The organism is Paenibacillus nanchangensis (genome assembly GCF_046543445.1).
Lineage (GTDB): Bacteria > Bacillota > Bacilli > Paenibacillales > Paenibacillaceae > Paenibacillus_AQ > Paenibacillus_AQ nanchangensis.
Map to the genome: position 1 here is coordinate 57307 of NZ_JBHOFD010000012.1, position 25507 is coordinate 82813.

Here is a 25507-nt window from a genome sequence, read left to right on the forward strand (position 1 = left end):
GGTTTGCCTTTGATCGAGCAGGGAGATTATTGCTGGGATAACTCTACATTTTGCCGCTTTTTAAACGACACAGTGCTGAGCACCACCCCGATAATAACGACAATACCGCCCGCAAGCTGCCCCGGCGTCACCGTTTCATCGAGAATCCACACGGACAGGAGCAGCCCCAAGACCGGCACCAGGTTCAGCAGGGACACGGATACGCTGGCAGTCAGCTGTTTCAGGCCATAGTTATACAGGACAAACGCAAGCACGGAACATCCCAGGCACAAAAAAAGCACGGCCGACAAAGAACCGGTGGTCGGCATTTCCCATGCTGCACCCTCCAAGAGGACGATGGGAACAAACCAGACTGTTCCCGTCAGCATCTGATAATACGTCAGGGTCATCGAGGAATATTTTGCCGAAAGGCCGCGGGTGAGAAAGTTGTAAAAAGCCCACACGACCCCAGCGCCCAGCAGGCACAAATTGCCGAGCAGCGCATTGTCCGACTCACCGCTGTTAACTCCCGTCAAGGCGGCAACGCCGGCCAGCGCCAGGACCATGCCGACGATTTTTTGCCCTGTTGGCTTTTGCTTGTAGATCACGAATTCAAGCAGCATCGTCATGGCCGGGAAAGAGGCGACAATCAGCGCTGCGTTGGACGCGGTCGTCAGACTTACCCCCACATTTTCAAAAGCAAAATAAAGGGTCATTCCCAGCAATCCGCTTATTGCTGCGCGAAGCCAATCCCGCCGGTCCAGCCGTTCCCGGTTTCTCGTCCCCTGCCGAATCAGCCAGAATACAATGACAGCCAGCAGCGTGCGGACGAACCCGAGCTGGATTGGCGCTAACGTTTCGTAGGCCATTTTGGTTGCGATAAACGAGGCGCTCCACAAGACAACGGCCGTTATACAGGCCAGGAAGCACATTTGAATCGACTTATCCGGTTTCATTCTGCACCTTCTTTAGTAGTTACTTTTGTAGCGACTGTTAGTTTTATCTATTTTAGCAGAAGGTTTTGCCAGCTTTCAATCCTTTTTGATAAAATAAACGTTACAAAGGTAGCGACTATCTAAAAATGGAGGTCGTCAATGAAAGAGGAACTGTTGCCGATTCTGAAAAATCTGCAGTTTACGGAATATGAAGCTAAGGCTTATCTTGCGCTTTTGGAGGAATCGCCTTTAACCGGTTACGCGGTAGCCAAAAACTCCGGGGTGCCCCGGTCCAAAATTTACGAAGTGCTTGAAGCGCTGGTTATGCGCGGCGATATCTTTGTCAGCTACGGATCAACGCCCCAGTATGTCCCCGTGCAGGCGAAGGAACTGGTCCGCAACCGCCGGCTGAAGGCGGAGGAGCATTTCAGACGGGCGGAGCAGTCGCTGGAGAGGTTCGAACAATCGTCGGCTGACCGGGAGAACATTTGGAACATCACGGGCCGGCGGGAGATTTTGGACAAAGCGATTGATTGTATCGAGAAGGCGCAGCACCGCATCCTGCTGGAGGTGTGGGAAGAGGATTTTGGCGAACTTAGAGCGGCGCTGGAATCGGCGGCCGGGCGGGGCGTCCGGATCTGGGTGATGGGTTACGGGGAAATTGTGTTTCCCCAAGGAACGATCTACCAGCATGACGAAAGCGAAGAAATCACCAAAGAATATGACGGACGCTGGATGGTCATCAGCGCTGACGAGTCAGAGGTGGTGGCGGGCATTGTATCTTTGGCGGAGAATAGCCGGGCCGCCTGGACGATGCATATCGGGCTCGTGATGCCGATCACCGAAGTCATCATTCACGATATCTATTTGCAGGAAATTTTGAACAAGCACCGGGATGTCCTTGAACAGTCGTTCGGCAAAAACCTGGTGGACCTGAGACGGAAGTTTGCGATGCACCCGGATTTTAAAAAGCATTATCTGAGATGAACAGGCTGGGGGTAGCTGTACCCCTCACCAAGCAGCAGGAAAACTCCTCAAAGACTCGCGGACCGGTTCCGCTTGTCTCTGAGGAGTTTTTGGTTTGTCCCGAAAAAAAAGAAGGCTAAGGCTGCACAATCTGCACCCTTTCCGCCTCGGTTGTACCCTCAGTCAGCCATATCCTTACGGTCTGGCCGGCTTGCAGATCGGACCGGCTCAGGGAGTTCTCCGGCCGGTCCTGACCGGAGGGATCCCCGCCGTTCCCGGCGGAAAACACGGTCCTCCCGGTTAGCGTAAGCACGGTCTGGGGGCCGGCGATTTCGGACTGGCTGGGTGCGGGCGAGTCCGCTGAGTCGGAGTCCGGCGCCTGCGCCCCGCCGCCCGCCGCCGCGGATTCCGGTGCCTGCGCCCCGCCGCCCGCTGCGGCTGATTCCGGCGCAAGCGCCCCGTCCCCCGTCTCGGCCGAGTCCGGCGCAAGCGCCCCGTCCCCCGTCTCGGCCGAGTCCGGGGCAAGCGCCCCGCTGCCCGTCTCCGCCGAGTCCGGGGCAAGCGCCTTGCCGTCCGCCCCCCCGGGCAGCCGCTCCGTCCCGGACGTCTGCACCGTAAGCTTGTCCCCGTCCACGGCGACGACGGTGCCCGTTACATCGGCTGCGGCCTGGGCCCGCCCTTGGCGGCCGAAATTCTGCCCCGGCCCCTGCCGGTCCATTCCGCCCGGCCGCATCCCGCCGGCTTCACCTGCCGCCCCGCCGCCGCGCCGGTCGCCCGGCCTGGCTCCGTTCATCCCGGAGCCGGAGCCGCTGTCCCCGATCTGCTGCGCCGTAATGGCGCTGCAGGAGGTGAGCAGCACGGCGCAGCCCAGCAGGGACAGGCTTCGAGCGAGCCGGTATGCGCTTTTTGGGGGAAGGGGCTTCTCCGCGCGGAGGGCGTGGGACTTTCGCTGTTCCTTTTTTTGCAGCAACAACTGATAGGCCTGCCTGAACCCGGAATAGGAAAGGACAATCAGCACCGGATACACGGGAAAAAGATAGCGGGATTTGATCTCCCACAGTAAATAGAAGCCGATGAAACCAAGCACCACAAGAACCAGAAACACCTCGTCCCGCCGGTGCGACCGGATTCCGCTAATCAGCCGGATCAGCATCCCGCAGTACATCAAAAAATTCATGCAGTAGAGCAGCCAAAGAAGACCCGACCGGTAAGGGGAGTCGCCCTGGAACAGCTCAGAAACAGCCGTAGAATACACATATCCGCCCATCACAGGTCCGGTCGCCCGGTCCGCAGCCATGCCTCCTTCGCCGCCGATACCGTACCGGTCGAGCTGATAAGTTCCTTCCGTCCAGGTCCACACCAGCTTTTTGAAGTACAGACTGGCGAGTTCCCTCCCTGTTGCGGAGGACAGTTTTTCCCGGATGGCTGCTTTAAAAAGAACCGTGCTTTCGGCTTTGTTATAGCCCGCCTCCCGTTGATAAATGCTGTAGCTCTCCATGTTGTCCCAGAACCCGAAGGTTTCCTCGTTAAGCCCCATGTGGAGCCACATATAAACCGGAGCCGCGTTGCGGGATGCCGGTTCGTCTGTGATATGGGCCGCCTGCAGCACCGCGGTTTGCGTCCAGCCGGGAACGTTAAAGCAGACCGCAAGCAGCGCCAGTGAAACGGCGGTTTTTTTCCATCCGATGGACCGTGTATTAAACAAAATATAGATTAAGGCGGCAATCAGTACGATTGCGCCAACGCCCCGGAAATAGTTTCCCGCCGCCAAAGCTATGGATGCGAACAGGATGGAGGCCAGCGTTTTTCTTTTGACAAACCGGATGGTGAAATAGATGGACACCGTCAGCAGAGCCGTTGCGATCACATCATTATATATAAAATTGCTCATCAGCAGAGCAGGGGGATATGCCGCAGCGAACACCAGAACCCCATAGTTTTTGCCGCTGTTTTTGCCGCCCAGCTCCTGATGGATCAAATAAATCATCAGGCTTGTCACCAGCGAAAACAGGATATTTCCCGCCTTCAGCACCAGATAGTTATCCGGAAATACGGCCAGCAGGGTTTCCAAATAAAGCACGGTCGAAAAATTAAAAGGAAACATGTACAGATACCCGCCCCCCTCAAACGACGAATAATCGCTGCGGTACAGCATATCCAGCGCCAGGGAGAGCACGGTCTGGGAATCGTCGGTAGGCACCCGGGTAAAAGCAAAAACAACCGCCGTTTGCACGGCGCCGGACAAGCATAGGACTAGGGGGAGGACCGCGTTTGGTTTGTATTTGTTCAGCGGCCGGCATAAACGGTGGAGAAGGAAGCCAAACGCGAGGAGCAGTCCGGCTCCCGCCAGAAGGGCGCCAAGCTGCTGTTTTTCCAGCACGGGTGTATCGCCGTATACATAATAGGAGTACCTGGCCCGGATAAATAAAGACGATACAATAAACAGCCCGGCAAACAGCGCAAGCATCAAATACAACGTTTGAGTTGCGATTTTAAATCGCATGGGAACCCTCCTTTTTCAGCTCATTTGACAGGCAGCTTTATGCTACACGGCAAAGTTGAAAAATAGCTGAATGCGGAGAAGGCGAGATAAAAGGGGGAAGGGGAAGGGAAGGGAAGGGCGCTGCCCCGCCCAGATGATGATTTTTTGAAAAAATGTACTCTGTTCCGGCTACTCCCCCGCTTTGGCAAGCATCGCCTCGAACTCATCGTCCGGGACAACGAGGTTGCCTCCAAATACCAGGCTGGAATGAAACTCCCACTCCCCCATAGCGACAAGGCGGTTGGCTGACTTATGCTGCCGGATTAGCGCCCATACGCCGAGATTGCCCTGCGCGCTTACGCTGAAAAACGTCCATTCCCCGTGCCGGAAAACATCAGGCTCACCATACCAGCCCAATGGTTCAAGATATCCGGAACCGTCCCGCTGCGGCAGCACAGCGTCTATCTCCGGCAGGCTAATGGTCCGTTTAATCCGGAGGGCAACCCAAGCCTGATTTTCGCCCCGTTCGAGGATGCGTTCCAGCGTGCACTGCACAAACCCCGAGCCGTTTATTTCTTCAGGATGGGAATCCCAGCCGTTAAAATGGGACAAAGCAGGCAGGAAAAGTGTCCAAAAAGTCTCCCCGATGCTCATATGAAACGGGTGGGAAACCCGGACCGCTTTAAGCTCGCCGGGCAGCGGGAGCCGCTCCGACCTGGCCCAAATCCGTTCATCCAGCGCGGGAATTTCATCAGGAGTAAAATCGGACCATTCCGCTGCTTCTTCTATCCCGCATATATCGAAGCGGTCGCTTTCCTTCGGGGCTTTGTCCGCAATCCCCTTACAGGCCGGGCAAGGAAAAGACACGGTATCTTCTGTCATGCTGGACTGCTCCTTTCTGTGGTCCTTCTGTATAGTGAGTGTGTCGTGCGTCTTACCTGGAATAGTTTTAGATACGTAATTAAAGGTCCAGACGCCAATAAGGAAGTCAACTCAGATGCTATAATATCAAAAGAATCTAATGATAGAAAAGATCGTCCCGTTGAGGAAATTTGGAACTAAAGGAGGATGCAGGCATGAACGGGAGCGGATTGAAGCCGCATGGCGAATGGCTCCGGGAAAAGACCCTTACCGGCGGTCACGACGGTGACCGAGCGGAATACCGGTGGTACCGCAGCGCCGATCTCGGCAAATGGGAGGGAGTGGAGGTATGGGTGGACGGCGGGCCTGAAGCTCCGAGTCCGGAGATGCTGGAGCTGTTGGAACAGGTGGTCAGCCGTTATCCCGAGCATTTGGCCGGGGCGCTGCGGTATCTTCGTGAGTTTTTTCCGCATCAGCCAGAGGAAGACTACGAGCTGATGTATCTGTCTGTCGGGCAGTTCCGCAGTTATGAGGGGCGGCCGGTGACCGGCTTTACGCTGGAATTTGTGTATGGAGATTATCCATATGCGTTTCAGTACAAGGTTAAGTTCAAGGCAGACGGGTGGCCGATTGGATTTGAGGGCGGGCCGCTTTAAGGCGGCTGAAAGCCCGGTAAGATAGCGAAGCCCCGGTAAGATAGCGAAGCCTCGATAAGATAGCGAAGCCTCGATAAGATAGCGAAGCCTCGATAAGATAGCGAAGCCCCGATAAAACAGCGAAGCCCCGCAGAGCATCCGTTAAAAACGGAGCTGCGGAGCCGTCCGGCGGGATTGGATTATTGGATTCCTGCCGGAAAGAAGCCCGCAGGTTAAGGAGCAAAAAAACCTGCGGTTTCCAGACTTTTTATGTCAATCAGTATGCCTTTATCGGTGAACTCAAGCTCTACCTTTCCCCAAGCAGTTGGCGCGGTGTAGCGCCCCTGCTGCTTCTCCGGCAGGGAAATTTCCACGACCCTCGGGCCGGAGATCAGCGTCAAGGTTTGGACTAGGTCGCCGGATACCGTAATGTTGAAATTTTTAAGCTCTTTAAGGGAAATCCAGTTCTCAGCAGGGATGGTGGCGGCTTTGTCCCCAGTTTTGGTCCCGGCGGAAGCGGCCGCTCCGGCCGCGCTGTCTGTTTCCTTCGGCGGGTTCAGCTCCACTGATTTTTTCTTGTTGTCAAAACCAACCTCATAGCCGAGCAATTCACTCATTTCACGCACCGGCAGATAGGTTGTTCCTTTATACAGCAGCGGGTCGTGCTGCAGCTTCTGTTGTTTTCCGTCCACGACAAACGAGAATTTAACCAGCATCGCCTGCACCGTTGGGATCGAGGCGGCGGCAGCCATGCCGGCCGATCCGATCAGCAGTCCGGCGACAAGGCCGGCAACCATCTTTTTCAATTTACTTCCTCTCCCATTCCATAAAATAAGCTCATTCCCCTATTGTCGGAAGGTCGAGGGCCGAAGTTTAGAGCAGGGGCCGCGCGCGGCTCCGCTTGTTTTATTCCCCAGCCGCCGCTTTTGGCAGCCGGCGTCCTGCCAGGCGTTCGCCAACCAGATCAAACATGCCTTCCCAGCCGTCCTTTACGCAAAATTCGGGCTGGATCGGCGCGTTCCACGGCCGGGGAATCAGGATCGTTTCTTTGCCCGCTTCCCTTGCGGCCAGCAGGTTATGCGGCCCGTCGTCGATCAGCAGATCGAAGTCCAGCAAATATTTGCGTTTGGCCACAAAAAAGTTATCGAACGGAATGAACGGCAGATGGCGCTGCAGCCAGCGCCACTTCTCGGGAACCGAGGCCGGACGGGCTGCCGTAACAATAATGACGTCGTAAATCTCTGTCATTTTGCGGACTTCCTCCACCGTATGTTCATCAAACAGTTCAAGCTCCTCATACAGGCCCGGTCTGCCGAAAAACATCTCCTCCGAGCATTCGGGATGCCAGATTCCGCTTAGGTCAAAGCTCGTGATATGATCCAGCGCGAGCTGGAGGCTAGGAAACAATTCATTATGATAATGGATCGCCCGGGGCACCAGATGGCAGAGCGTATCGTCCATGTCAATGGCTACAATCGGTTTCTTCATGTTTTCTTCTCTCCCGAGTGCGGCGGTATTCGCCGGTAATAGTCGTTTCAGGGCCGCCCGCGGTTTAAAGCTGCTAAGCTGCGGATGTTCTTCCACATTGTAACGGAACGCCTGCCATGATCTCAAGCTTGTCTCCAAAAAGTTACATCAGGGTAACCGTAAGCCCTTTTCTTTACTATATAATGTAAAGAATACGGCTTTATTTTACTTTACAGGAGGCTGTTTTCATTGAAAAAAATCATCGCGGCAACCGCCGCTTCCATTGCTTTATGCGGAATATTGACATCGTTTTCTCCTGCTTGCCCGCAAGCGGCCGCCGCTGCGTCCCCCAAGCTGCTTGTTGACGGCGAGGCATCCGTATCGCCCGGAACCCCTTTTTTTGCCGAAGGGCAGTGGTATGTTCCCGTCCGGATGATGACCGAATATTATCCATACAAGCTGAATTGGGACAACCTGAATAAGAAGCTGACATTGACTTCGGCCAATGACGGATTTACTTCCGTGCTGCATGCCGGGAGCCCGGTGTTCACCTATTTTGGGAGCGAGCAGCGGCTGCCCGCCGCCGCGGTGCTGCGCAAAAGCCGGCTTTATATTCCGGCCGATGCGCTCAACATGCTTACTGGCGCGACGGCCAGCGTGGACTCAGCCACAGGAACGATCCGCGTGGAGTCCGGCAGCGTAAGCACCACCGTAAGAACGCCGCAGGAGCCTCTTGCGGCAGCGGGGCCTGCGAAAGAGGCCAAGCTGTTCGCCGCTTCCAAACAAGGCTCTATTTACAAAGGGTTTGTGCTGGAATTGGAGGGCAAGCGCTACCGTTACGATTGGGAAGTCCCGCGGATGGTATCCCGCGAACCGAGTCTCTACTATGCCGACATTGACGGGGACTCCCGGAAAGAGGCCGTTGTCGTCTTGATAACCGGATATGGCACCGGGCTGCATACGGAAGAAATTCATGTGGTGGACCCGGCAACCGGCAAAGAACGGCCGGTAACGCCTCCCGAAGCTGCGGCGGACCGCCTGATCGACTCGACCATAGCTGCGGATGGGGAGGATTTGAAAATCACCGTGAAGGTGAAGGGCAAGGAACCGGTGGAGGTCCGTATACCCGGTATGGGCGGGGATTATAAGTTTAATGACAACGGCAAACTGGGATTCGGCGGCATTACATACTACAGCGTGGAAGAGGGGCGGCTTATCGCAAAATCGGCCGGAAGCTTCGGCTTTGCACAGTATGCCGGCGATTTCAGGTTCGTTTACGGGCCAGGCAAAAAAGGCCTAGAACCTGTTTCGGTAACGTTTGAGCCTTATGAAGATAATTTGCGCAAGTAAGCAAATGATTGCTAAATAAGCGGCTACTTCCGGCCGATATATAGGACAAATACGTTTGGTTTTTTCCGCAAGTGCGAATTATGCGGTATGCGGACAAACGAACACTTCAAACGTGTTTTAACCAGCAGATTGAAGAAGTTATGTACCGCTTTTCCCGGGAGGTATATAATAAATCTGCACAGAAATTTGGGTCGGGCGGTGTCGTTGGAATGTTTTGGAAACCTGTGGGATTTATGTTTTTTTCCACAATTGAAGCTTTTTCGCTCTACTTTTTAATCATGTGTCTGTTCCGCTATCCGTATAAAAATCATGCTTGGCAGGCCCTGGTGCTGACACTCCTGGTCAACTTGCCCAGTTATATTCTGCGGAATGAATTTGCGCTTGGCGAACTGATGCCGGTGGTGACCATGGTGTTTTTTGCACTGTTTTTTGCAACGGTCGTCAAAATGCCGCTGGCATGGGCCTTTATTACCACCATTTCGGGTTACGTCATCTTTGGTGTCGTGCAGACCGTCGTCGCACTTGCGATGTTCGGGTCGATCGAGACGGCCAAAGCCTCCGTAGGAAACGGATATGCGCTCCAAGGAGTATCCGGCGTATTGATTATACTGGCGGCTTGGCTGATCTACAGGCTTGGCTACGGCTTTCCGTTTGACATGGAACGGCTGCGCTTCAAATTTGAAGATATTATGGTAATTGCTCTGATTGCGCTTGTACTTCTGTCAGTTTCTTATATAATGTATTTTAATCAGGTTTATATTAACTTACTTTTCTTCACTGTAACATCGGTATATTTGCTTTATTTCGCAGTAAGAAAGGAACGGGAGTATTGATCGAAACCCTGGCAGCCGCAGCAGCCAGACGCATCAAGCAAACGGTACCGGAGCATCCGGCGTCCCTGGCTGTATTGACGTTCTCTATGACGGTTGTTCTGAACGTCGTGTTTATCGTCGCCCTCAGCTTGTCCATTTCGATGTTTACCGGCAACCTCCGGGAAGTTGCCGTTATTCTGGTTTCTTTTGCGGTGCTCAGGCAGCTCACAGGCGGAGTTCATTTGAAATCGGGCACAGCCTGCGTAGTGGTCACCACGCTGGCGTTTACCGTGATGTCTTATATCCGGCCGGGAGAAGCCGCGATGTATGGAATGAACGCCGTCAGCTTTCTGTTAATCCTTCTTTTGGCGCCGGTGGGCGTTGAGAAGCAGACCCGAATCCCTAAGCGACATTATCCGAAGCTTAAGGTGATTGGCGCTGTTCTTGTTTTGGCCGCTTTTTTTATCGAGTCTCCCGCGTTAACCGTCAGTTTTTTTGTTCAATCGCTCACATTACTATCAGGAATCAGGACGAAGAGAGGGTGATGAATCCTTGGGATTTTTGAAACGGACGGTTATGTATGGACTGGCTTCATGCCTGTCCGGTATCGCACTAGTAGCGGTCACCAGCTTTAGTATTTTGTACATTCATCAACCGGAGACGCCGGAAGAACTTCTTAAGTAAAGTGGGGTGGCATCAATGAACACACTCACTGTGACAAGAGACCCGAACGGGCTTACGGAGACCTTACCGATCCCCATTCCGGATATCATGTTTATGGAGTACGATCCTTCCACGGGAAAGATCGCGGTTCACGCTATTGAGGATTCGATGGACGAGGTTTATTATATGTCCGGTACGCTTCGGTATTGGGTGGAGACTCTGAACGGTTCAGGGTTCAACTTCGTAAAGGGCGATCGTACAGTAGTGGTTAATGTAGACAAAGTGAGGATGGTTAATCCTCTGTTCAAGACAGCTTATTTCGATTCCGGCAGTCATTTTGGCTGCATGTTATCGAATTCGGGCTACAAAGAAATGATGTCGAGAATCAAAACGCTGCATATCCAAGTCGCTTTTGCCTGATAGCCGCCCTTTCGGGGGCGGTTTTTTATTGCCCGGGTCAAGCTCTTTGAACCGATTAAAGTTAATATGGACTGAACCTTGGTGTGACAGGGTAAGGGAGATGGCAGGAGGCAATTTGAGCTGTGGAACATACACGGCCACCTTTATTTTCGGAGCTCCTCGTTCTATGCAGACTGAACTATTGAAATACAGGATGGCGGGGATGGCACGGAGGGAATTTGGAGCTGCAAGCGGTAGCCCAATCCTTATTTTCGGAGTTCTACGCTCTATACAGACTGAACGGCTGATATATACAGGATGGCGGGGATGGCACGGAGGGAATTTGGAGCTGGAGGAGCGAACGCGTTTGCCTTTATTTTCGGAGTTCTCCCGCTAACTTAAATATCAATCAAGAACTCCGAAAATAACAGCAACCGGAAGTCCCGAATTCGCCGCAGTGACAGCCTCGCCCTACCTGTGTGTCATTCGTTCAGTCTATACTGAGCAACGTTGAACTCCGAAAATAACAGCAACCGGAAGTCCCAAATTCGCCGCAGTGACAGCTTCCCTTTACCTGGGCTCCCTCAGGTCAGTCCATATAGAAACCGGTTCATCACCGCTTATAGCGAACCGCCAAGCGGCAAGTTCAAGATAAGCGAACGCAAGCGCTGTGATATAATGAAGGCGCATACGAAAAGAACGAACGGGCGGGGATAGGTATGAAACTGGAGCGTTTGATCGCTATGATCTACAAGCTGCTGAATCACGAGGTTTTGTCTGCTTCGATGCTGGCCGAAGAGTTTCAGGTGTCTCCCAGAACCATCTACCGGGACATCGATGTGATCTGCGCCGCGGGAATTCCGGTTGTATCGTACCAGGGAATGAACGGCGGATACGGCATCATGGACGGGTATAAAATGGACAAAAGCCTGCTCGGTTCCTATGATGTGAATTCCCTGATCACCGTGCTCCACAGCCTCTCCACTGTATTTGAGGACGACCGCGCTCAAGGAACCATTGAACGCCTGCAGACAATCGGGCCGGAGCATCAGGCATCAAACCTGTCGGTAGACCTCGAAACTCACCGGACGGTTACCGATGCGCTTCCATATCTAAGAACCGGCATTCTGGAACGTAAAATTGTCCGCTTTGACTATATCAATGCCAATAATGAGCGTACGACCCGCGATATAGAACCGGTGCGGCTTGTTTTTAAATATAGGAACTGGTACATCTATGGATTTTGCCGGACACGGCGGGAATACCGGGAATTTCGCGTATCGCGGATACTGAATTTGTCCTTAACTCAGGAGACCTTTCATTTGCGGCACGAGGTGCCGGAAGAACGGGTTCTTCCGGATAAAGCGCGGCAGGAGCAGTTGGAGGAGCTGGAGGATGTGGTAATCCTTGTGGGGCCGGAGGCGCTGGCGGAGGCCGTCGATCAATTTTCCCAGGCAGACAAGCAGTTTCATGCCGATGGGAGCATGACGATGCGGATCTCTGTGCATCAGCCGCTGAAGGCCAAATGGCTGTGGTCGATCCTGCTCGGTTTCGGCGGCGGCGCCGAAGTCCTTGAGCCTCCCGCGCTGCGGGCGATGATACAGGAGCAGCTGAGGAGTGCACTTAAACGATATGAAGAAGTATGACGTTCTGTTGTCATACTTCTTTTTTTATGATGACAATGTGAGCTATCCCATATCACGAAAATCAAAAGGAGACGATACAAATGAATTACGCTGCGGAAATGTTTGAATACCATATCTGGGCTAACCGGACGATCCTGGGCAGAATCCAAGAGCTTCCGTCCGATGTGCTCAGCCAGGAAGTGAACACGTCCTTTCCTACCCTTGCCCATGCACTTAGCCATATTTATGCGGTAGATAAAATGTGGTACCTGGTCCTAACCGGCACGGAGATGCCGGAAGCGCTGCAGACTTGTATGCAGCTTAATACCGATGTGATGCATACGGTGGATGAATATGTTTTGGCTTTTGACCGGTTGGCGGAGCTGTATAGAGACTGGTTCCGGAGCCAGCCCGATCTGGAGCAGCCTGTCCGGCTTGACAATCCGTATGCTGGAATCCGCGATACGCGTTTATCAGAAATGGTGCTGCATGTGGCCAATCACGGAAGCTATCACCGGGGGAATGTATCGACAATGCTGCGTCAATTGGGCTATGCCTCCGTGATGAACGACTATGCGCTGTTTTGGTATCAGAAGCCTGTAGAATCCCATTAAACTTCTTAGCCGGGATGCTGCGATGAAGATCGACAATGTACTTGCCGTTCATTCGAGAGAAGAGCTGCGCAATTGGCTGGGTAATAACGGACCGACCGGGCAAGCCTGCTGGGTAGCCGTCAGCATGAAGCCTAAACCGGGAGTGCTGCTGTACTTGGACGTGGTTGAAGAAGCGTTATGCCATGGATGGATTGACGGGATTAAAAAGAAAACGGATCATTCGGAAACGCTGCAGAGACTGTCTCCCCGCAGCAAAAAAAGCTCGTGGACGGAGCTGAACAAAGAACGGGTCCGCCGGCTCGAAAAGCTGGGCTTCATGCGGGAAGAAGGGAGGCAGGTGCTTCCCGATATGGATCCTGCTGCTTTTACAATCGACCGTGTGATTGAAGTACGCCTGCGGGAGGAGCAGCAGGTTTATGAAAATTTTTTGGCTTTTCCCGCGCTGTATCAGCGGGTTCGGATCGACACGATCCAAAGTGTCAGGAATCAGCCGGAGTTGTTTCAGCGCAGATTGGACAAATTGATCACACGCACGAGAGAAAACAAGATGTACGGCCAATGGCATGATAACGGACGGCTGTTGAATGATGAACCGCTGATGTTCAGCGAAAAAACGAATTAATGTTCCGAAATAACCCTGGCCCGAACGAAGGGGTTTTTGTGACCCGGCTTAACGATACGATGAAGTCTGAACCTCCACAACTTCATTAATGATCAAAGAAAATAAAGTATTGAACAGACAAATTAGACTCCAGGCAAAGCCCCGATTTAGGGGCTTTGTTTTATGGTAGAGGTGAAGCTTCCAAATAGAGAGATATAAAAAAGATCGCGTATCCAACCTGGTCCTCCAGGAGGATGGCGATCTTTTTCATGTTTGGGGATGCAAGTATGAGTTCCCTTGAAACCCACTCCCCCCCATGGTACTTCGTGAGCGCCGAGTACACCTCGCAACGCCCGTCAAGACGATGTTCAGACCGCAGGACACCACTTCAAAAAAATATAGCGCCGCTATAGACAGCTTGGTATAGCGCTGCTATAATGTCTGTATAACGGTGCTATACAGTGATCTATATCTTATAAAACCTAGGAGGGCTACTATGTCATTTAAAACTCAAGAACTAGTTGTCGTAACAGGTACGTCCAGCGGCATCGGCAGGGCTACTGCGGAGCAGCTCGCCGCTGAAGGATTTCATGTTTTGGCGGGGGTTCGCCGTCAGGAAGATGCCGACAAAATCAAACGCAAAAATATCGAGCCAGTGATCGTCGATGTTACCAATACCGACACACTAAAGCGGCTGGCCGAACGGGTGGAGCAAGATCCGCTTGGTCGCCCTTTGCGGGCCGTGGTCAATAATGCCGGCATCGCCGTTAATGCACCTCTTGAGATGGTTCCGCTCGATGAATTTCGCCGCCAGATCGAAGTCAGTGTAATCGGGCAGGTCGCGGTTATTCAGGCGCTTACCCCGGCCTTGCTGAACAGCGGCGGGCGCGTGGTCAATATCGGTTCGCTTGGCGGCAAGGTCTCCATGCCCGGCTTCGGAATTTATTCGGCTGCAAAGTATGCCATGGAAGCGATCAATGACAGCCTTCGCAGAGAGATGTCCTCGTTCGGATTCAAGGTTATCATGATCACTCCGGGTGGTGTCAGCACGGGACTGTCGGAACAAGGGATTACGACAGCGGAGCGGCTGGCCAAGTTAATGACACCGGACCAGCACAAGCGTCATGATCGTCTTTTTGATGCCGTGAAGGCTCAGGCTGAAACATGGGCAACGGACGGTATCCGCCCCGAAAAAGTGGCCGCAGTGGTTTCACGAGCAATCCGCGTAAATAAGCCGCGCACCCGCTATACGGTCGGCCGCGATTCGGCACTGCTGACCCGACTGGTCCGTATTCTCCCAGACAAACTCCTCGACCGGATGCTCCGCAGCCAGATGAAGCTGCAGTAACAGGCATTTTACGAATGTCCGCCATTACAAAACGGGAGATGAATGATGTCACAACAACGGCTTGAACATGCCATTATTGTAGGCGGATCTTTAGGTGGTCTAATGATGGGGCTTGCGTTATCCCGTGCTGGTTATGCAGTGACCATTCTTGAACGTGCAGATTCATCATTAAGAAATGGTGCTTTTATTCGCTTACACACGAAGCCTTATCGTAATAGTCAAATTGAACGAGAATTAAGACACTTGGCATCCAATGGGAACAACAATGTTGAAGCCTGGTCGGCCATTCAAGAACGTTTGCTAAATGCGGTCGCTAAAGAACCTGATGTTACCCTTCAGCACCATACACGAATTGTTAGTGTGGGGCAAAATGAGTCGTCTGTTTGGGCTACCAGTGAAGAGGAGCAGACGTTTAAAGGAGACTTTTTGATTGGCGCCGATGGATATCGCAGTATTGTCCGCCGTTATTTAAGCCCTGACCGACCATTTGCAGATTATGCTGGCTATTTGGTTTGGGTAGGGAAAGTGGATGAAAAATTGCTGCCAAAAAAAGACTGGAAAAAGCGGCAGTTGTCGAGCGCTTATTTCACCAATAGTGCCGCCGGTACATTGACAACTGCGGTGATGCCAGGGAAAGAGGGGGGAACCCATCCTGGCCAGCGATGGATAGGTTTTTGCTGGTTTGATCGTTCGCATAATCCATTGCTGTCCGAATTAGGCGTGTTAAAGGAGGGGATTACCCAGCATTCGTTATATGGTGAAGCTATTCCGGATTCGCTGCTGGAAGAACTATCTCATACCAGCCAAGCCAATTGGAGCAAAGAAGATGACGCCGTTTTGCAAATCGCGATTAAGGATCGCAGTTTAATCGGGACACCTGTTAATGAATACATCCCTAATATATTGTCAAAAGGAAGAATAGCCATCATCGGCGACGCAGCACATACCATGTCACCAATGACGGGCGCAGGCTTTAATGACTCCCTTGAGGATACGGTTGCCATTATGGATGCCATAAAAAAGTATCCGAATTCGATAATAAAGGCTTTGAGTGAATACCAAACACGCCGTTTAGATGCGGTTCGTCAAGATGTTCTTGCGGTAAACGGGAATTTGCCCATTTGAGAAAACGGTAATGCAAAAACTATGAAGTATTTATAAATTAGGAGGAATTAGTATGAACGATACAATAAACCGTTACGTTACTGTACTCTGGGAGGCGAGAGCTAAAGCAGGGAGAGAAGCCGAGATGAAGGCATTCATGACGGCTGCTGTCACCCCGTCGCGCAACGATCCGGGCAACATTGACTACGAAGCTCATGAGGTAGAAGGCCAGCCTGGCACATTCATTATCTACGAGCGCTGGGAAAACCGGGATGCGCTCAATCGGCACCTGAACGCCCCCCGGATGCAGGAACTGGTGCCCCAGCTCTTAGAACTGATGGAGGGATCTATTGAGGAAGGGATTCGGCTTCTACAGCCGTTCCGCCCAGCGCAGTAAAAATGCAACACCGAGCAGAACTCCTTGAGTGCTGTCCGGAAAGCGTAAGAGATATTTTCGTGAGCGGTAAAGACTTGAGTGGAAGAGGCAAACCTTTGGCAACGATCGATGATTTCGCAGCACTGGATATTCGTGTCGGATCGCTGCGAGACATTGTTTTCATCAAAGGAATAATGCCTGGAAATAAAGGAATTTAAATTTTAAAAGCGTAGCTTTAGGAGGTAAACATGGATCTTAAATTAGCCAACAAAGTAGCTATCGTTACCGGAGCAAGTAAAGGAATCGGGCTCGCTATCGTTCGAAAGCTTATTGAGGAAGGGGCAAGTGTCGTCGCGGTAAGTCGGACATTAACGGAGGAATTGGCTGATCTTGTTGAAAACAAACCAGTCAAACATCTACCTATTGATGTCAGTATGGAACGTAATACAGTTGAACTTTCTAAAAAACTCGGTGGAGTGTTCGGCAGAGTCGACATTTTAATCAATAGTGTCGGGGCGGTTGACAAGAGGAGAGGAGAAGGTTTTTTGGCTACGCCAAATGAGGAATGGGAACAACTTTATGATTTAAACCTGTTTAGCGTTGTTCGTTTTACTCAAGCAGCCTTACCGCATATCCTAAAGAACAATGAGGGTGCAATTGTAAATATCTCTTCAGTAAATGCACAAATGCCCGAATTGTTATTGCCTATTTATGGAACAACCAAAGCGGCACTAAATAATTTGACGAAAATGCTGGCTGGTGAGTTTGGACCTCGTAATATTAGAGTTAACTCGATCTCACCTGGACCGGTAGTAACACCTTTGTGGCAGGACCCTGAACACGGAATGGCCAAAACAATCGGTTCATTTGCAACGATGGCTTCCGAAAAAGTTTTTGAAGAGCTGCCTAAAATGGCTGGTATAACATTGGGGAAATTTGCAGAAGCCGAAGATATTGCGAACCTTACCGTTTTCCTTGCTTCGGAGCGGGCTTCAATGATTACTGGTGCGGACTATGTGATTGATGGAAATATGATTAAAACGATTTAAACTGAGATTATTCGATAAATTAAATTTGAACTTTGTACCTACTGTACTATGGTTGTATCCATCATCATCTGCTCAAAGTCGGGTTCAATGGTAACCAAAGTCCGGTTTAATGGTAACGTGCTTCAGGATTTCATCCCATCCCGGATTACCGCCTTTTGCAGCCGCCAGAGAAAGTAGGGGTACAAGTGCACGGACTCAGAAGGCCCTATTTGCTGATTATTCCGTGTTTTGGCAAAGTTACGGACTCAGATGCACCTATTTACGCGGAGAAGCCATAGTTTGGATGTTTTCGGTACGAATAACGGATCTGGAGTCCGCAAGGCAACCGAAAAGCCCAGGAATTTCAGAAATAACGTCCTCTGGGTCCGGAAAAACCTCGGTATCGCGTTCGATGGTAGTCCGCTGCGGGTGTGCCACAGGAGAGGATTCGTTCCAAAGTGTTAGGTATAATGGAGAACGATCTGACAATAAACAGATGGACCTCGCCACACCCGTCCCGACTTGGCATTCTTTCCATTCATACGGATGAACAGATTGCACAATGTGTTATTGTACTGCAAGCTGACTAGGGGTACTGGTATAGCAAAATGGCTAAAGGAATCGTCTTCTGTGCACCAGAAGACGATATTGTTAATACTTTTTCGATCCCCATCCTATAGATCTTCTTAATTAGCGCCCGAATAAACAGAACCTGAGTTCCATCTTATTGGTATATGTGGCTCCAATAAGCTATTTCTTTATAAGCGACACAGTGCACTCCACAGACTTATATCCCTATACTGTCATTGGATTGAAGTCATTAACTCGTAGAAATATTTAGGTTCCTGAGTTTTATTAAGACGATACCAGGCGTCTAATGTTGTCGAAGAAAATACATCTAGCGCTTTTAAAACCTGAACGGAAAATTCTAATGGAGCTACTCCGGATGCGGTGATCAATTTCCCATCGGTGACTGCAGATTCCACTTTGTAATATTCTTCGCCCATGTAAGAATGGCAAATCGTTTTCAGGTAGGCTAAATCATTGCTTGTGTGCCAACGTGAATCTAACAATCCTGCTTGAGCAAGTCCAAAGGTAGCGCCACAAATTGCTCCAACTACTATTCCTTCGTTCAAACACATCTCGGCAATTTTTAATATGGGCGCGTGAATAGCTTCAGTCCATGTATTTCCGCCAGGTAAAATTAATGCATCTACGCTTTTAATGCTGCACTCATCCACTTTAATGTCAGGTATTATTTTCAATCCGCCCATTGTAGTTACTGGAGTCTTTTCTATCCCGACGGTGACTATTTTGGCTGGAGCCAGCCCCTGTCTAAAGTATCTTCCAGAGTTCAGTTCGGCGGCTAAATAACCTATTTCCCAATCGGACATGGTATCAAACACATAAAGATATACGGTATTATTCATTTTTAAGTACTCCTCATAAAGTTTATTAAACAGCAACCATTCATCTTTAATGAGCGGTTATCATTATAATAAAACAACTTCACTGACAATTGCCGTCAGTGAAGTTGTTAAACTTGATAATATTCCATTAATTCTGAAGCAACCGCCACAAGTCTATTCTTTAGATTCTGTGGCTCTATAACTTGAATGGATTTCCCATAGGGAAGCAGTATATGTGGAACATGTGTATACAGTAGTTCTTCTTCAAGTAAAAAACTTGCTTGCGTTGATGTCCGTTCCTGCAAATGATGCTCCAAAAACCAATGTATGCATAAATCATCCAACGCCTCTGCCCTGCCGCCAATAATCAAAGAAATTAATCCGGATTTACCTGCTACATCTGGTAACAGATTTTTCATGAAAAAAGTACGCGCTGAAAAATCATTGGGACGCCTAAATGAGAAAGGCGTGCGTGTGATGTTCAGAATACGTTCTACCCGAAAGCTGCGGATCTCATTCCGAAGGTGGCAAAAAGCAATTGTGTACCACTTATTGTTCCAATTAACCACGCCATAGGGGTCTATCACCCTTTTTGTGGACTGCTCTTCATGACTGTTACGATAAGAAATTTCTATAGACCATTCATTTGCTACAGCGTGCTCCAATTCCTGCAATACGGGCTGAACAGCGGGGTATCCCCTGCGGTTTATTACTCCAAATCCGGCTAATTGATGGCTTAGTATATTTTCCTGCTCCTGATTCGAATACATTTTCAACTTGGATGTTGCATTCTCTAATGCCTCACTTAAAGGATATCCGGCTTCTTTTGCAAATAGTGCAGCATGAAGCAGTGTCTTTTTTTCATCCATACTAAATAACAGAGGAGATTTGATAAAATTGTGCAGCAAGCTATACCCGCCGTTGTGCCCAGTGTCGGATATGATAGGGACGCCGCTGGCACATAGTGCATCAATATACCTGTAAACTGTTCTTATATTTATCTCTAACTTTTCCGCTATTTGCTGTGCAGTCCATTTCTCTCCCGAATTCAACATCCATAGAATTGTCAGCATATTATCACTTTTTGGCATAACATAACCCTCACCTTTGATTAACACTATACTCAACAGTGTTTGTTTTCCGCTTTACCACTATTGATGATAAGATCCAGCGCGGATGATTCTAAACGATCTGCCCGTTAGCTTAATGAAGCATTGTCAGTCTAATGTTCTATTTCCTCAGTCTACAACTTTATTGCCAAGTCTAACACTTTATTTTTCAGCCGAGTTAACGGCTGAGTTGCTGATTTAACAACTTATAGGGCATGCTTTTCGGGATGCTGAACTCGGGCAAGTTTTTACGATGCCGGGAACGCGAAAAAAAACCGAAAAAAACAGCCGGTAATCCTGCCTAAGCTGGAGGATTCCGGCTGTTTTTCATTCAATGGATTGGTGAACTTGGACAAGCCGGTTCCCCGTGATCAGCCCTTCAAAATGGACTCGATTTCCTGCAGTTCTTCATCGGTGAAGTCAGGCGCGCTTACAGCTGCAACCGCATCTTCAATTTGGGCGACTTTGCTTGCGCCGATCAGCGCGGAGGTCACCCGGCCTTTGCGGAGCACCCAGGACAAAGCCATCTGGGACATTTTCTGGCCCCGGCGTCCGGCCAGCTCGTTCAGCTTCTGGACTTTGCCAATTACCTCAGGCGTCAGCTCGTCTCCCGAGAGGAACACGCTTGGGCCTGCGGCGCGGGAATCGGCCGGCACTCCATTCAGATAGCGGTCGGTCAGGATGCCTTTGTGCAGTGGGGAAAAGGCGATCGTGCCGATACCTTCCTCTTCGAGCACAGCCTGCAGCCCTTCTTCAATCCAGCGGGACAGCATCGAATAATTCGGCTGGTGAATGAGGCACGGCGTGCCAAGCTCGCGGAGAATGCGTGCAGCCTCCTTGGTTTCTTCCGGCCGGTAATTGGACAGGCCTATGTACAGCGCTTTGCCCTGGCGGACGATGCTGTCCAGCGCCCCCATCGTTTCTTCGAGCGGCGTTTCGGGATCGGGACGGTGGTGATAAAAAATATCGACATAGTCCAGGCCCATCCGCTTCAGGCTTTGATCTAGGCTGGAGACAAGATATTTTCTGGAGCCCCAGTCGCCGTAAGGCCCCGGCCACATGTAATAACCTGCCTTGGTGGAGATAATCAATTCGTCCCGGTAGGCGGACAGGTCCTTTTTCAAAATTTGTCCAAACTGCTCTTCGGCAGAACCCGGAGGCGGTCCGTAGTTGTTCGCAAGGTCAAAATGGGTGACGCCCAGGTCAAAGGCGCGCCGGACCATAGCCCGGCCGTTTTCGAACGAGTCGATTCCGCCAAAGTTGTGCCATAGGCCAAGAGAAATCGCCGGCAGCTTTAAGCCGCTTCGGCCGCAGCGGTTATAGGTCATGCTTTCGTAACGGGCGGAACTAGGTGAATACATGGATGGTAGTCCTCCTCGGTAAATGAAAAGTAAGGTTACGGCGGCAGTTAAGTCTGCTTGGTCTGCTGCGTCTGCCGCGTCTGCAGCCTAATGTTATTGTAGCCGGGATTCCCGGAAGGATAAAGCGAAAAGTGTTTGCGGTTTCAGACGGAGCCGATGAACCGCATTTATTTCCACATTATGGGTCTCGTATTACAGGGATTTCCTGTTTGAAAACTAATTTTGAGGATAGGGGCGCTGGGAAAGGCCGCCAGAAAGTTTCGTCTCCGGCAGTTTGGTTAAGTATGCTGTGAAAGCGACTGAAGCTTTTTACATTTCGACAACCAAGAGGAGGTAATCGTGATGAATAAGAGAATTGTTGGTGTCTTTATAACCGAACAGGAAGCATCTAGCGCCATTGAGGATTTAAAGCGGCAAGGTTTTCGGACAGATGATATCTCCGTTATCGCCAGAAATAAAAGAGATGTAAATGCAATCAGCGAAGAAACAGGCACAAAAGCGCCGGAAGGTATGGCTTCAGGCGCCGCGACCGGCGGACTGCTCGGCGGGGTGACGGGACTGCTGGCCGGAATCGGCGCGCTCGCCATCCCGGGGATCGGCCCGATCATTGCAGCGGGACCAATTGCCGCTACACTGACGGGAGTGGCAGTTGGCGCGGGAGCTGGCGGTCTGGTCGGCGGTCTGATCGGCCTCGGCATTCCGGAGAATGAAGCGGAGAGCTACAACGAATATGTTAACGATGGAAGGATTTTGGTCATGGTGGAAGCGGACACGGCACAGGAGGCCGAAGTATACCGGATTTTCCGGGACAACCATTCCCTGAATTCCGATTATTTCGACAGCGATGTATCGTCTTCCACAGCGGACCGGTTCCAAGACCGTGATCTTGCCGGCGATGCCCCGCGTTCCGTCAACAATACGGTTGACGCCGCGTTTAACGGCTCGGGTCTGGAAGGACGGACGGACACGGGTCTGGATACTATGAACTCCGGGACAATGACGGGCGTAACGCAGGACCGGGCGAGCCGTGACGTATACCAGCCAGGCATGACAGGCTCCGTCACGAACACGCCGGATCTGCTCGAAGATGAGGAGATGCGTGCGGTAGGCGGCTACCGGACCACGGACGATACGCTGGATACGGACTGGGATCCGAACATGGAGCTGGATGTTAACGATCCGGACTATGAGCGGAAGCTGCGGCTGCGCGAAGAGCAGCTGAACATTTCGAAAAACCGTGTGCAGACAGGCGAGGTGTCGGTCCGCAAGGAGATCGTGGAAGAGCAAAAGACAATCAATGTGCCGGTTTCTCATGAAGAGGTCGTCATTGAGCGCCGTCCGGTCCACGACGAGACCAGCGCTGGGCCGATCGGCCAGGAAGAAACGATCCGGATCCCGGTGAGCGAGGAGCAAGTGGAGGTATCGAAACGTCCGGTTGTTACGGGCGAGGTCGAGGTCCACAAACGCGAAATCCAGAGCACCGAGCAGGTGCAGGATACCGTGAAACGGGAAGAAGCGCGGGTCGATAAAACCGGCGGCGCGCAGGTTCGCGGCGACGAACGCCTCAGCGGCCTGAACTCCCGTGTGGAAGAAGACGAGTCGCTGTACAACAAACGCCGCTAAGCTATGAATTGTGGCTTGAAATAAGAGCTGCTGCCCGAAGCAGGGCTGGAATTCAGCCAAAGCGGGCAATAAGATAAGACAAGCCGGCAGTCAGGGAATCTTCCTTGGCTGCCGGCTTGCTGCTGTTTGGGGAGATGGAAAATCCGGGGGATTTAGATGGTGGAAGCTACTTTTTGGGCACGGCCGTATGCGGAGCGGGGCGGCTGAGCAGCGACTTCAGTCCTTCTGCATTAACCAGCACAGTTCCGGCGACAATCGTAAACACGCCAAGCAGCATCACCGGTGTCAGCGGCTCGTCGTATACAAGGAAGCCGACAAATACCGCAATGGGCGGGGAGATATACAGCCAGGTGGACGGGAAGACGGGATTGGTGCGGGCGAGCAGCCAATAATAAAGCGTATGTCCGATCATGGACCCGAACACAACCAGATAAAGCAGCGACCCTGCTGCGCTGCCGGTCAGCAGCGTTTCAGGCCGGACCTTCTCCGTGAAAAATGACAGCACCAGCATAAAAAGGCCGCCGTAAAACATTTGGGCCGCATTTAACGCCACCGGCGAAGTCCCGGCATAACGCTGGATCACCCTGCGCGAATACAGCGTGCCGGAGGCATAACATAATTCGCCTGCCAGCACGGCAGCGCAGCCGGCCATCCATAATAGGCCGGAGCCAAACGTAAGACCGGGCAGAACGAGCAGCAGGACGCCGGTGAAGCCAATCAGACAGCCGAGCAGCGAAGCAAGCGGCGGCCGTTGCCGGGAGGAGCCGGTCTGAAGCAGCAAAATCATGATCGGCCCGGTAGCGGACAGTACGGCGGCCAGGCCCGAAGAGACATGCTGCTCCGCCCAATACAGCGTGGCGAAGGTGCCGAAGGTAAGCAGGGCGCCCGCCGCCGCGCTTTCTTTGTGCGGGAGCTGCCGGAATTTCGTCCGCCCGCGCAGACTCATCCACAGCAGCATGGCGCCGCCCGCCAGAAAAAAGCGCAGCCCCGCCGAAAAAAACGGCGGCATCCCCGCGTCCACGCCAACTTTTATTGCCAGAAAGGTGGTGCCGAAAATCAGACAGATGGATACATAAGCAGCCATAATCATAGCGGAGGTCTCCTTTAAAATCGTATGTGGCTAATCATAGACCGGAAGGAATAGAACAGAGGGATAATAATAGAACAGATCAAGGCGGAGGTGCGGTACAATAGGCTATACATAAGAGCCAATATACAGACTGGGGAGGACGGACAGTGAAAAGACAAGAGGACTGGAAGGTGCTGACGGGAACGCTGGCAGAGACCGGCGGTGGAGGCGGGGATGCAAAGGGCGGCAGTAAAGGAGAACAGCCGTTGTTCCGCCAGATATGCGGGCATATCCGGAACCGGATAGCTAGAGGAGAGTGGGCCGCTCATGACCGGCTGCCGTCCGTAAGAGCACTAGCCGCAGAGATCGGCGTCCACCGGCTGACCGTGTTCAAGGCGTACCAGATACTCAAGGATGAGGGGGCGGTCTATGTCAAAGACAAGTCCGGTTACTATGTAGCTGCTTCCAGCGCTGCAGAGCAGGCCCCAAAACAGGATCCGAAACAGGATGAAAGCGCTGGAGCGTCGCCCTACGCTTTGTCCAACCGGCTGTCCGAAATCCAGCGCACGCCCGCGGAGTATCAGTTCTCCCAAGCGCTGATCGATCCGAATCTGCTGCCCAATCTGTATTTGTCCGAGTATGTAAAAAAAGTCTTCGATCTGTACCCCAAAGTCATGGGCACCTATGCGGATGTGCAGGGCGATGCGGAGCTCCGAACGATGCTGACGGACAGCTTTAAGCGCAGCGCCGGGCTGCAGCTGTCTCCGGAGGAGGTCATGATTACGTCCGGCGCGCAGCAGGCGATTAATCTGCTCGCCGGATTGTTTGTCGGCCCGTTGGACACGGTGCTGATCGAACGGCCGACGTACAGCGCGGCGCTGGAAATCTTCAAGCGGGAGGGCGCGCGGCTTCTTCCGGTGGACATTACCCCGGAAGGCTACGATCTGGAGCGGGTGGAGGAGCTGATGCGGCTTCACCGCCCGCGTGTGTTTTACATGAACCCGACGCACCACAATCCAACCGGCTTCACCGTGCCGACAGGGCAGCGCAAAGCACTGGTGGAGCTGGCGGAGCGCTACCGCTGTCTTTTAATCGAAGACGATCCGTTCCGGGAGATGTATTTTGCCGAACCGCCGCCTCCGCCGCTGTTTGCCTACGATACCGAAGGTTGGGTGGTTTACATCGGCAGCTTCAGCAAATATGTGGCCCCCGGCCTGCGGATTTGCGCCGTCGCTTGCAGAGAGCCGGTGATGTCCAGGCTGATTACGGCCAAGTCGCTGGCGGATAACGGGACGCCGCTGCTCAATCAAAAGATTTTTCTTCACTATTACACCTCTCCCCGGCTGCAGCAGCATTTGGGCAAGCTGCGTATCGCTCTCCAGATCCGCAAGGAGACGGTGGAGGAAGCGCTGGAGGGGACGGACTGGGCGTGGCAGTCACCGCTGGGCGGGCTCAACCTGTGGGTGAAGCTGCCGCCGGATATAGGGGCGGAGGCGCTGTTTGCGGCGTGCGGCGGGCAATCCGTCTCTTTTGTTCCCGGGTCTGTCTGCGACCCATTGGGGAAAGCCTCGCCGCGGATTCGGCTCTGTTATTCTTTTATGAACGAAATCAGGCTGAAGGAAGGAATCCGCCGGCTCCGCGCCGCGGCAGATCAGCTGCGGACCGGCCAAGCCAAGGGCGGTTAGAAAAAA

26 protein-coding genes are annotated in these 25507 nt (G+C 52.1%); 17 read left to right on the forward strand and 9 right to left on the reverse strand.

The genetic code is table 11. The annotated features are described in order from the left end of the window. Nucleotides 1-26: 26 nt before the first annotated feature. A complete protein-coding gene (locus tag ACE6ED_RS11220; protein ID WP_410827209.1) occupies nt 27-935 on the reverse strand; it encodes a DMT family transporter in 909 nt (302 codons plus the stop codon). A 138-nt stretch (nt 936-1073) separates the two neighbouring features. Here ACE6ED_RS11220 and ACE6ED_RS11225 point away from each other — a divergent pair, with 138 nt between their 5' ends. Then, nucleotides 1074-1901 carry a TrmB family transcriptional regulator gene (locus ACE6ED_RS11225; RefSeq protein ID WP_410827210.1) on the forward strand — a complete coding sequence of 276 codons (828 nt, stop codon included), beginning with the start codon at nt 1074-1076 and terminating at the stop codon, nt 1899-1901. 115 nt (nt 1902-2016) lie between these two features. On the opposite strand, the gene ACE6ED_RS11230 is transcribed toward ACE6ED_RS11225, so the two are convergent. Then, nucleotides 2017-4383 (reverse strand): glycosyltransferase family 39 protein, encoded by a 2367-nt coding sequence (locus ACE6ED_RS11230; RefSeq protein WP_410827211.1) that lies wholly within the window; start codon nt 4381-4383, stop codon nt 2017-2019. A 168-nt stretch (nt 4384-4551) separates the two neighbouring features. Next, on the reverse strand, nt 4552-5244 hold the full coding sequence (locus ACE6ED_RS11235; protein WP_410827212.1) for a hypothetical protein: 693 nt from the start codon (nt 5242-5244) through the stop codon (nt 4552-4554). A 194-nt stretch (nt 5245-5438) separates the two neighbouring features. Between ACE6ED_RS11235 and ACE6ED_RS11240 the strand changes: the two genes are divergently transcribed. Next, nucleotides 5439-5879, forward strand: a complete 441-nt coding sequence (locus ACE6ED_RS11240; protein ID WP_410827213.1) for a hypothetical protein — start codon at nt 5439-5441, stop codon at nt 5877-5879. A 212-nt stretch (nt 5880-6091) separates the two neighbouring features. Here ACE6ED_RS11240 and ACE6ED_RS11245 read toward each other — a convergent pair whose 3' ends face one another. Then, nucleotides 6092-6655 carry a stalk domain-containing protein gene (locus ACE6ED_RS11245; RefSeq protein ID WP_410827333.1) on the reverse strand — a complete coding sequence of 188 codons (564 nt, stop codon included), beginning with the start codon at nt 6653-6655 and terminating at the stop codon, nt 6092-6094. A 109-nt stretch (nt 6656-6764) separates the two neighbouring features. Further along, on the reverse strand, nt 6765-7346 hold the full coding sequence (locus ACE6ED_RS11250; RefSeq protein WP_410827214.1) for a 5' nucleotidase, NT5C type: 582 nt from the start codon (nt 7344-7346) through the stop codon (nt 6765-6767). A gap of 228 nt (nt 7347-7574) precedes the next feature. Between ACE6ED_RS11250 and ACE6ED_RS11255 the strand changes: the two genes are divergently transcribed. The 13 genes from ACE6ED_RS11255 (at nt 7575) to ACE6ED_RS11315 (ending at nt 17266) form a co-directional block, all read left to right on the forward strand. Next, the gene (locus tag ACE6ED_RS11255) at nt 7575-8675 is read left to right on the forward strand and encodes a copper amine oxidase N-terminal domain-containing protein (protein ID WP_410827215.1); all 1101 of its coding nucleotides are present in this window, start codon (nt 7575-7577) and stop codon (nt 8673-8675) included. 209 nt (nt 8676-8884) lie between these two features. Continuing rightward, complete coding sequence (locus tag ACE6ED_RS11260) at nt 8885-9508, forward strand: hypothetical protein (protein WP_410827216.1); 624 nt, start codon at nt 8885-8887, stop codon at nt 9506-9508. Further along, a complete protein-coding gene (locus tag ACE6ED_RS11265; RefSeq protein ID WP_410827217.1) occupies nt 9505-10032 on the forward strand; it encodes an accessory gene regulator ArgB-like protein in 528 nt (175 codons plus the stop codon). The genes ACE6ED_RS11260 and ACE6ED_RS11265 overlap by 4 nt, the downstream gene beginning before the upstream one ends. A 31-nt stretch (nt 10033-10063) precedes the next feature. After that, a complete protein-coding gene (locus tag ACE6ED_RS11270) occupies nt 10064-10171 on the forward strand; it encodes a cyclic lactone autoinducer peptide (RefSeq protein ID WP_410827335.1) in 108 nt (35 codons plus the stop codon). Between the two features lie 15 nt (nt 10172-10186). Beyond that, nucleotides 10187-10570 (forward strand): LytTR family transcriptional regulator DNA-binding domain-containing protein, encoded by a 384-nt coding sequence (locus tag ACE6ED_RS11275; RefSeq protein ID WP_410827218.1) that lies wholly within the window; start codon nt 10187-10189, stop codon nt 10568-10570. Between the two features lie 698 nt (nt 10571-11268). Then, a complete protein-coding gene (locus tag ACE6ED_RS11280; protein ID WP_410827219.1) occupies nt 11269-12195 on the forward strand; it encodes a helix-turn-helix transcriptional regulator in 927 nt (308 codons plus the stop codon). Between the two features lie 80 nt (nt 12196-12275). Continuing rightward, nucleotides 12276-12788: a DinB family protein gene (locus tag ACE6ED_RS11285; protein ID WP_410827220.1), complete on the forward strand. Its 513-nt coding sequence runs from the start codon at nt 12276-12278 to the stop codon at nt 12786-12788. Between the two features lie 22 nt (nt 12789-12810). After that, nucleotides 12811-13410 (forward strand): YdeI/OmpD-associated family protein, encoded by a 600-nt coding sequence (locus ACE6ED_RS11290; protein ID WP_410827221.1) that lies wholly within the window; start codon nt 12811-12813, stop codon nt 13408-13410. Nucleotides 13411-13885: 475 nt separating this feature from the next. Beyond that, a complete protein-coding gene (locus ACE6ED_RS11295; protein ID WP_410827222.1) occupies nt 13886-14737 on the forward strand; it encodes an SDR family NAD(P)-dependent oxidoreductase in 852 nt (283 codons plus the stop codon). A 45-nt stretch (nt 14738-14782) separates the two neighbouring features. Further along, nucleotides 14783-15862 (forward strand): FAD-dependent monooxygenase, encoded by a 1080-nt coding sequence (locus tag ACE6ED_RS11300; protein WP_410827223.1) that lies wholly within the window; start codon nt 14783-14785, stop codon nt 15860-15862. A gap of 52 nt (nt 15863-15914) precedes the next feature. After that, entirely contained in the window at nt 15915-16238 is a 324-nt protein-coding gene (locus ACE6ED_RS11305) for a putative quinol monooxygenase (RefSeq protein WP_410827224.1), read from the forward strand. 59 nt (nt 16239-16297) lie between these two features. Then, nucleotides 16298-16435, forward strand: a complete 138-nt coding sequence (locus ACE6ED_RS11310; protein ID WP_410827225.1) for a hypothetical protein — start codon at nt 16298-16300, stop codon at nt 16433-16435. 30 nt (nt 16436-16465) lie between these two features. Further along, nucleotides 16466-17266, forward strand: a complete 801-nt coding sequence (locus ACE6ED_RS11315; RefSeq protein WP_410827226.1) for an SDR family NAD(P)-dependent oxidoreductase — start codon at nt 16466-16468, stop codon at nt 17264-17266. A gap of 782 nt (nt 17267-18048) precedes the next feature. Here ACE6ED_RS11315 and ACE6ED_RS11320 read toward each other — a convergent pair. The 3 genes from ACE6ED_RS11320 to ACE6ED_RS11330 all read right to left on the reverse strand — a co-directional run bounded on the left by ACE6ED_RS11320 (nt 18049) and on the right by ACE6ED_RS11330 (nt 21124). Continuing rightward, nucleotides 18049-18675 carry a type 1 glutamine amidotransferase family protein gene (locus tag ACE6ED_RS11320; RefSeq protein WP_410827227.1) on the reverse strand — a complete coding sequence of 209 codons (627 nt, stop codon included), beginning with the start codon at nt 18673-18675 and terminating at the stop codon, nt 18049-18051. Nucleotides 18676-18782: 107 nt separating this feature from the next. Beyond that, nucleotides 18783-19745, reverse strand: coding sequence for a helix-turn-helix transcriptional regulator (locus tag ACE6ED_RS11325; protein ID WP_410827228.1), 963 nt, complete (start codon nt 19743-19745; stop codon nt 18783-18785). Nucleotides 19746-20134: 389 nt separating this feature from the next. Then, nucleotides 20135-21124, reverse strand: coding sequence for an aldo/keto reductase (locus tag ACE6ED_RS11330; RefSeq protein WP_410827229.1), 990 nt, complete (start codon nt 21122-21124; stop codon nt 20135-20137). 342 nt (nt 21125-21466) lie between these two features. Between ACE6ED_RS11330 and ACE6ED_RS11335 the strand changes: the two genes are divergently transcribed. Then, entirely contained in the window at nt 21467-22747 is a 1281-nt protein-coding gene (locus tag ACE6ED_RS11335; RefSeq protein WP_410827230.1) for a YsnF/AvaK domain-containing protein, read from the forward strand. A 166-nt stretch (nt 22748-22913) separates the two neighbouring features. Here ACE6ED_RS11335 and ACE6ED_RS11340 read toward each other — a convergent pair whose 3' ends face one another. Next, a complete protein-coding gene (locus ACE6ED_RS11340) occupies nt 22914-23837 on the reverse strand; it encodes a DMT family transporter (protein WP_410827231.1) in 924 nt (307 codons plus the stop codon). 245 nt (nt 23838-24082) lie between these two features. Between ACE6ED_RS11340 and ACE6ED_RS11345 the strand changes: the two genes are divergently transcribed. Continuing rightward, a complete protein-coding gene (locus ACE6ED_RS11345; protein WP_410827337.1) occupies nt 24083-25501 on the forward strand; it encodes an aminotransferase-like domain-containing protein in 1419 nt (472 codons plus the stop codon). Nucleotides 25502-25507: the final 6 nt, after the last annotated feature.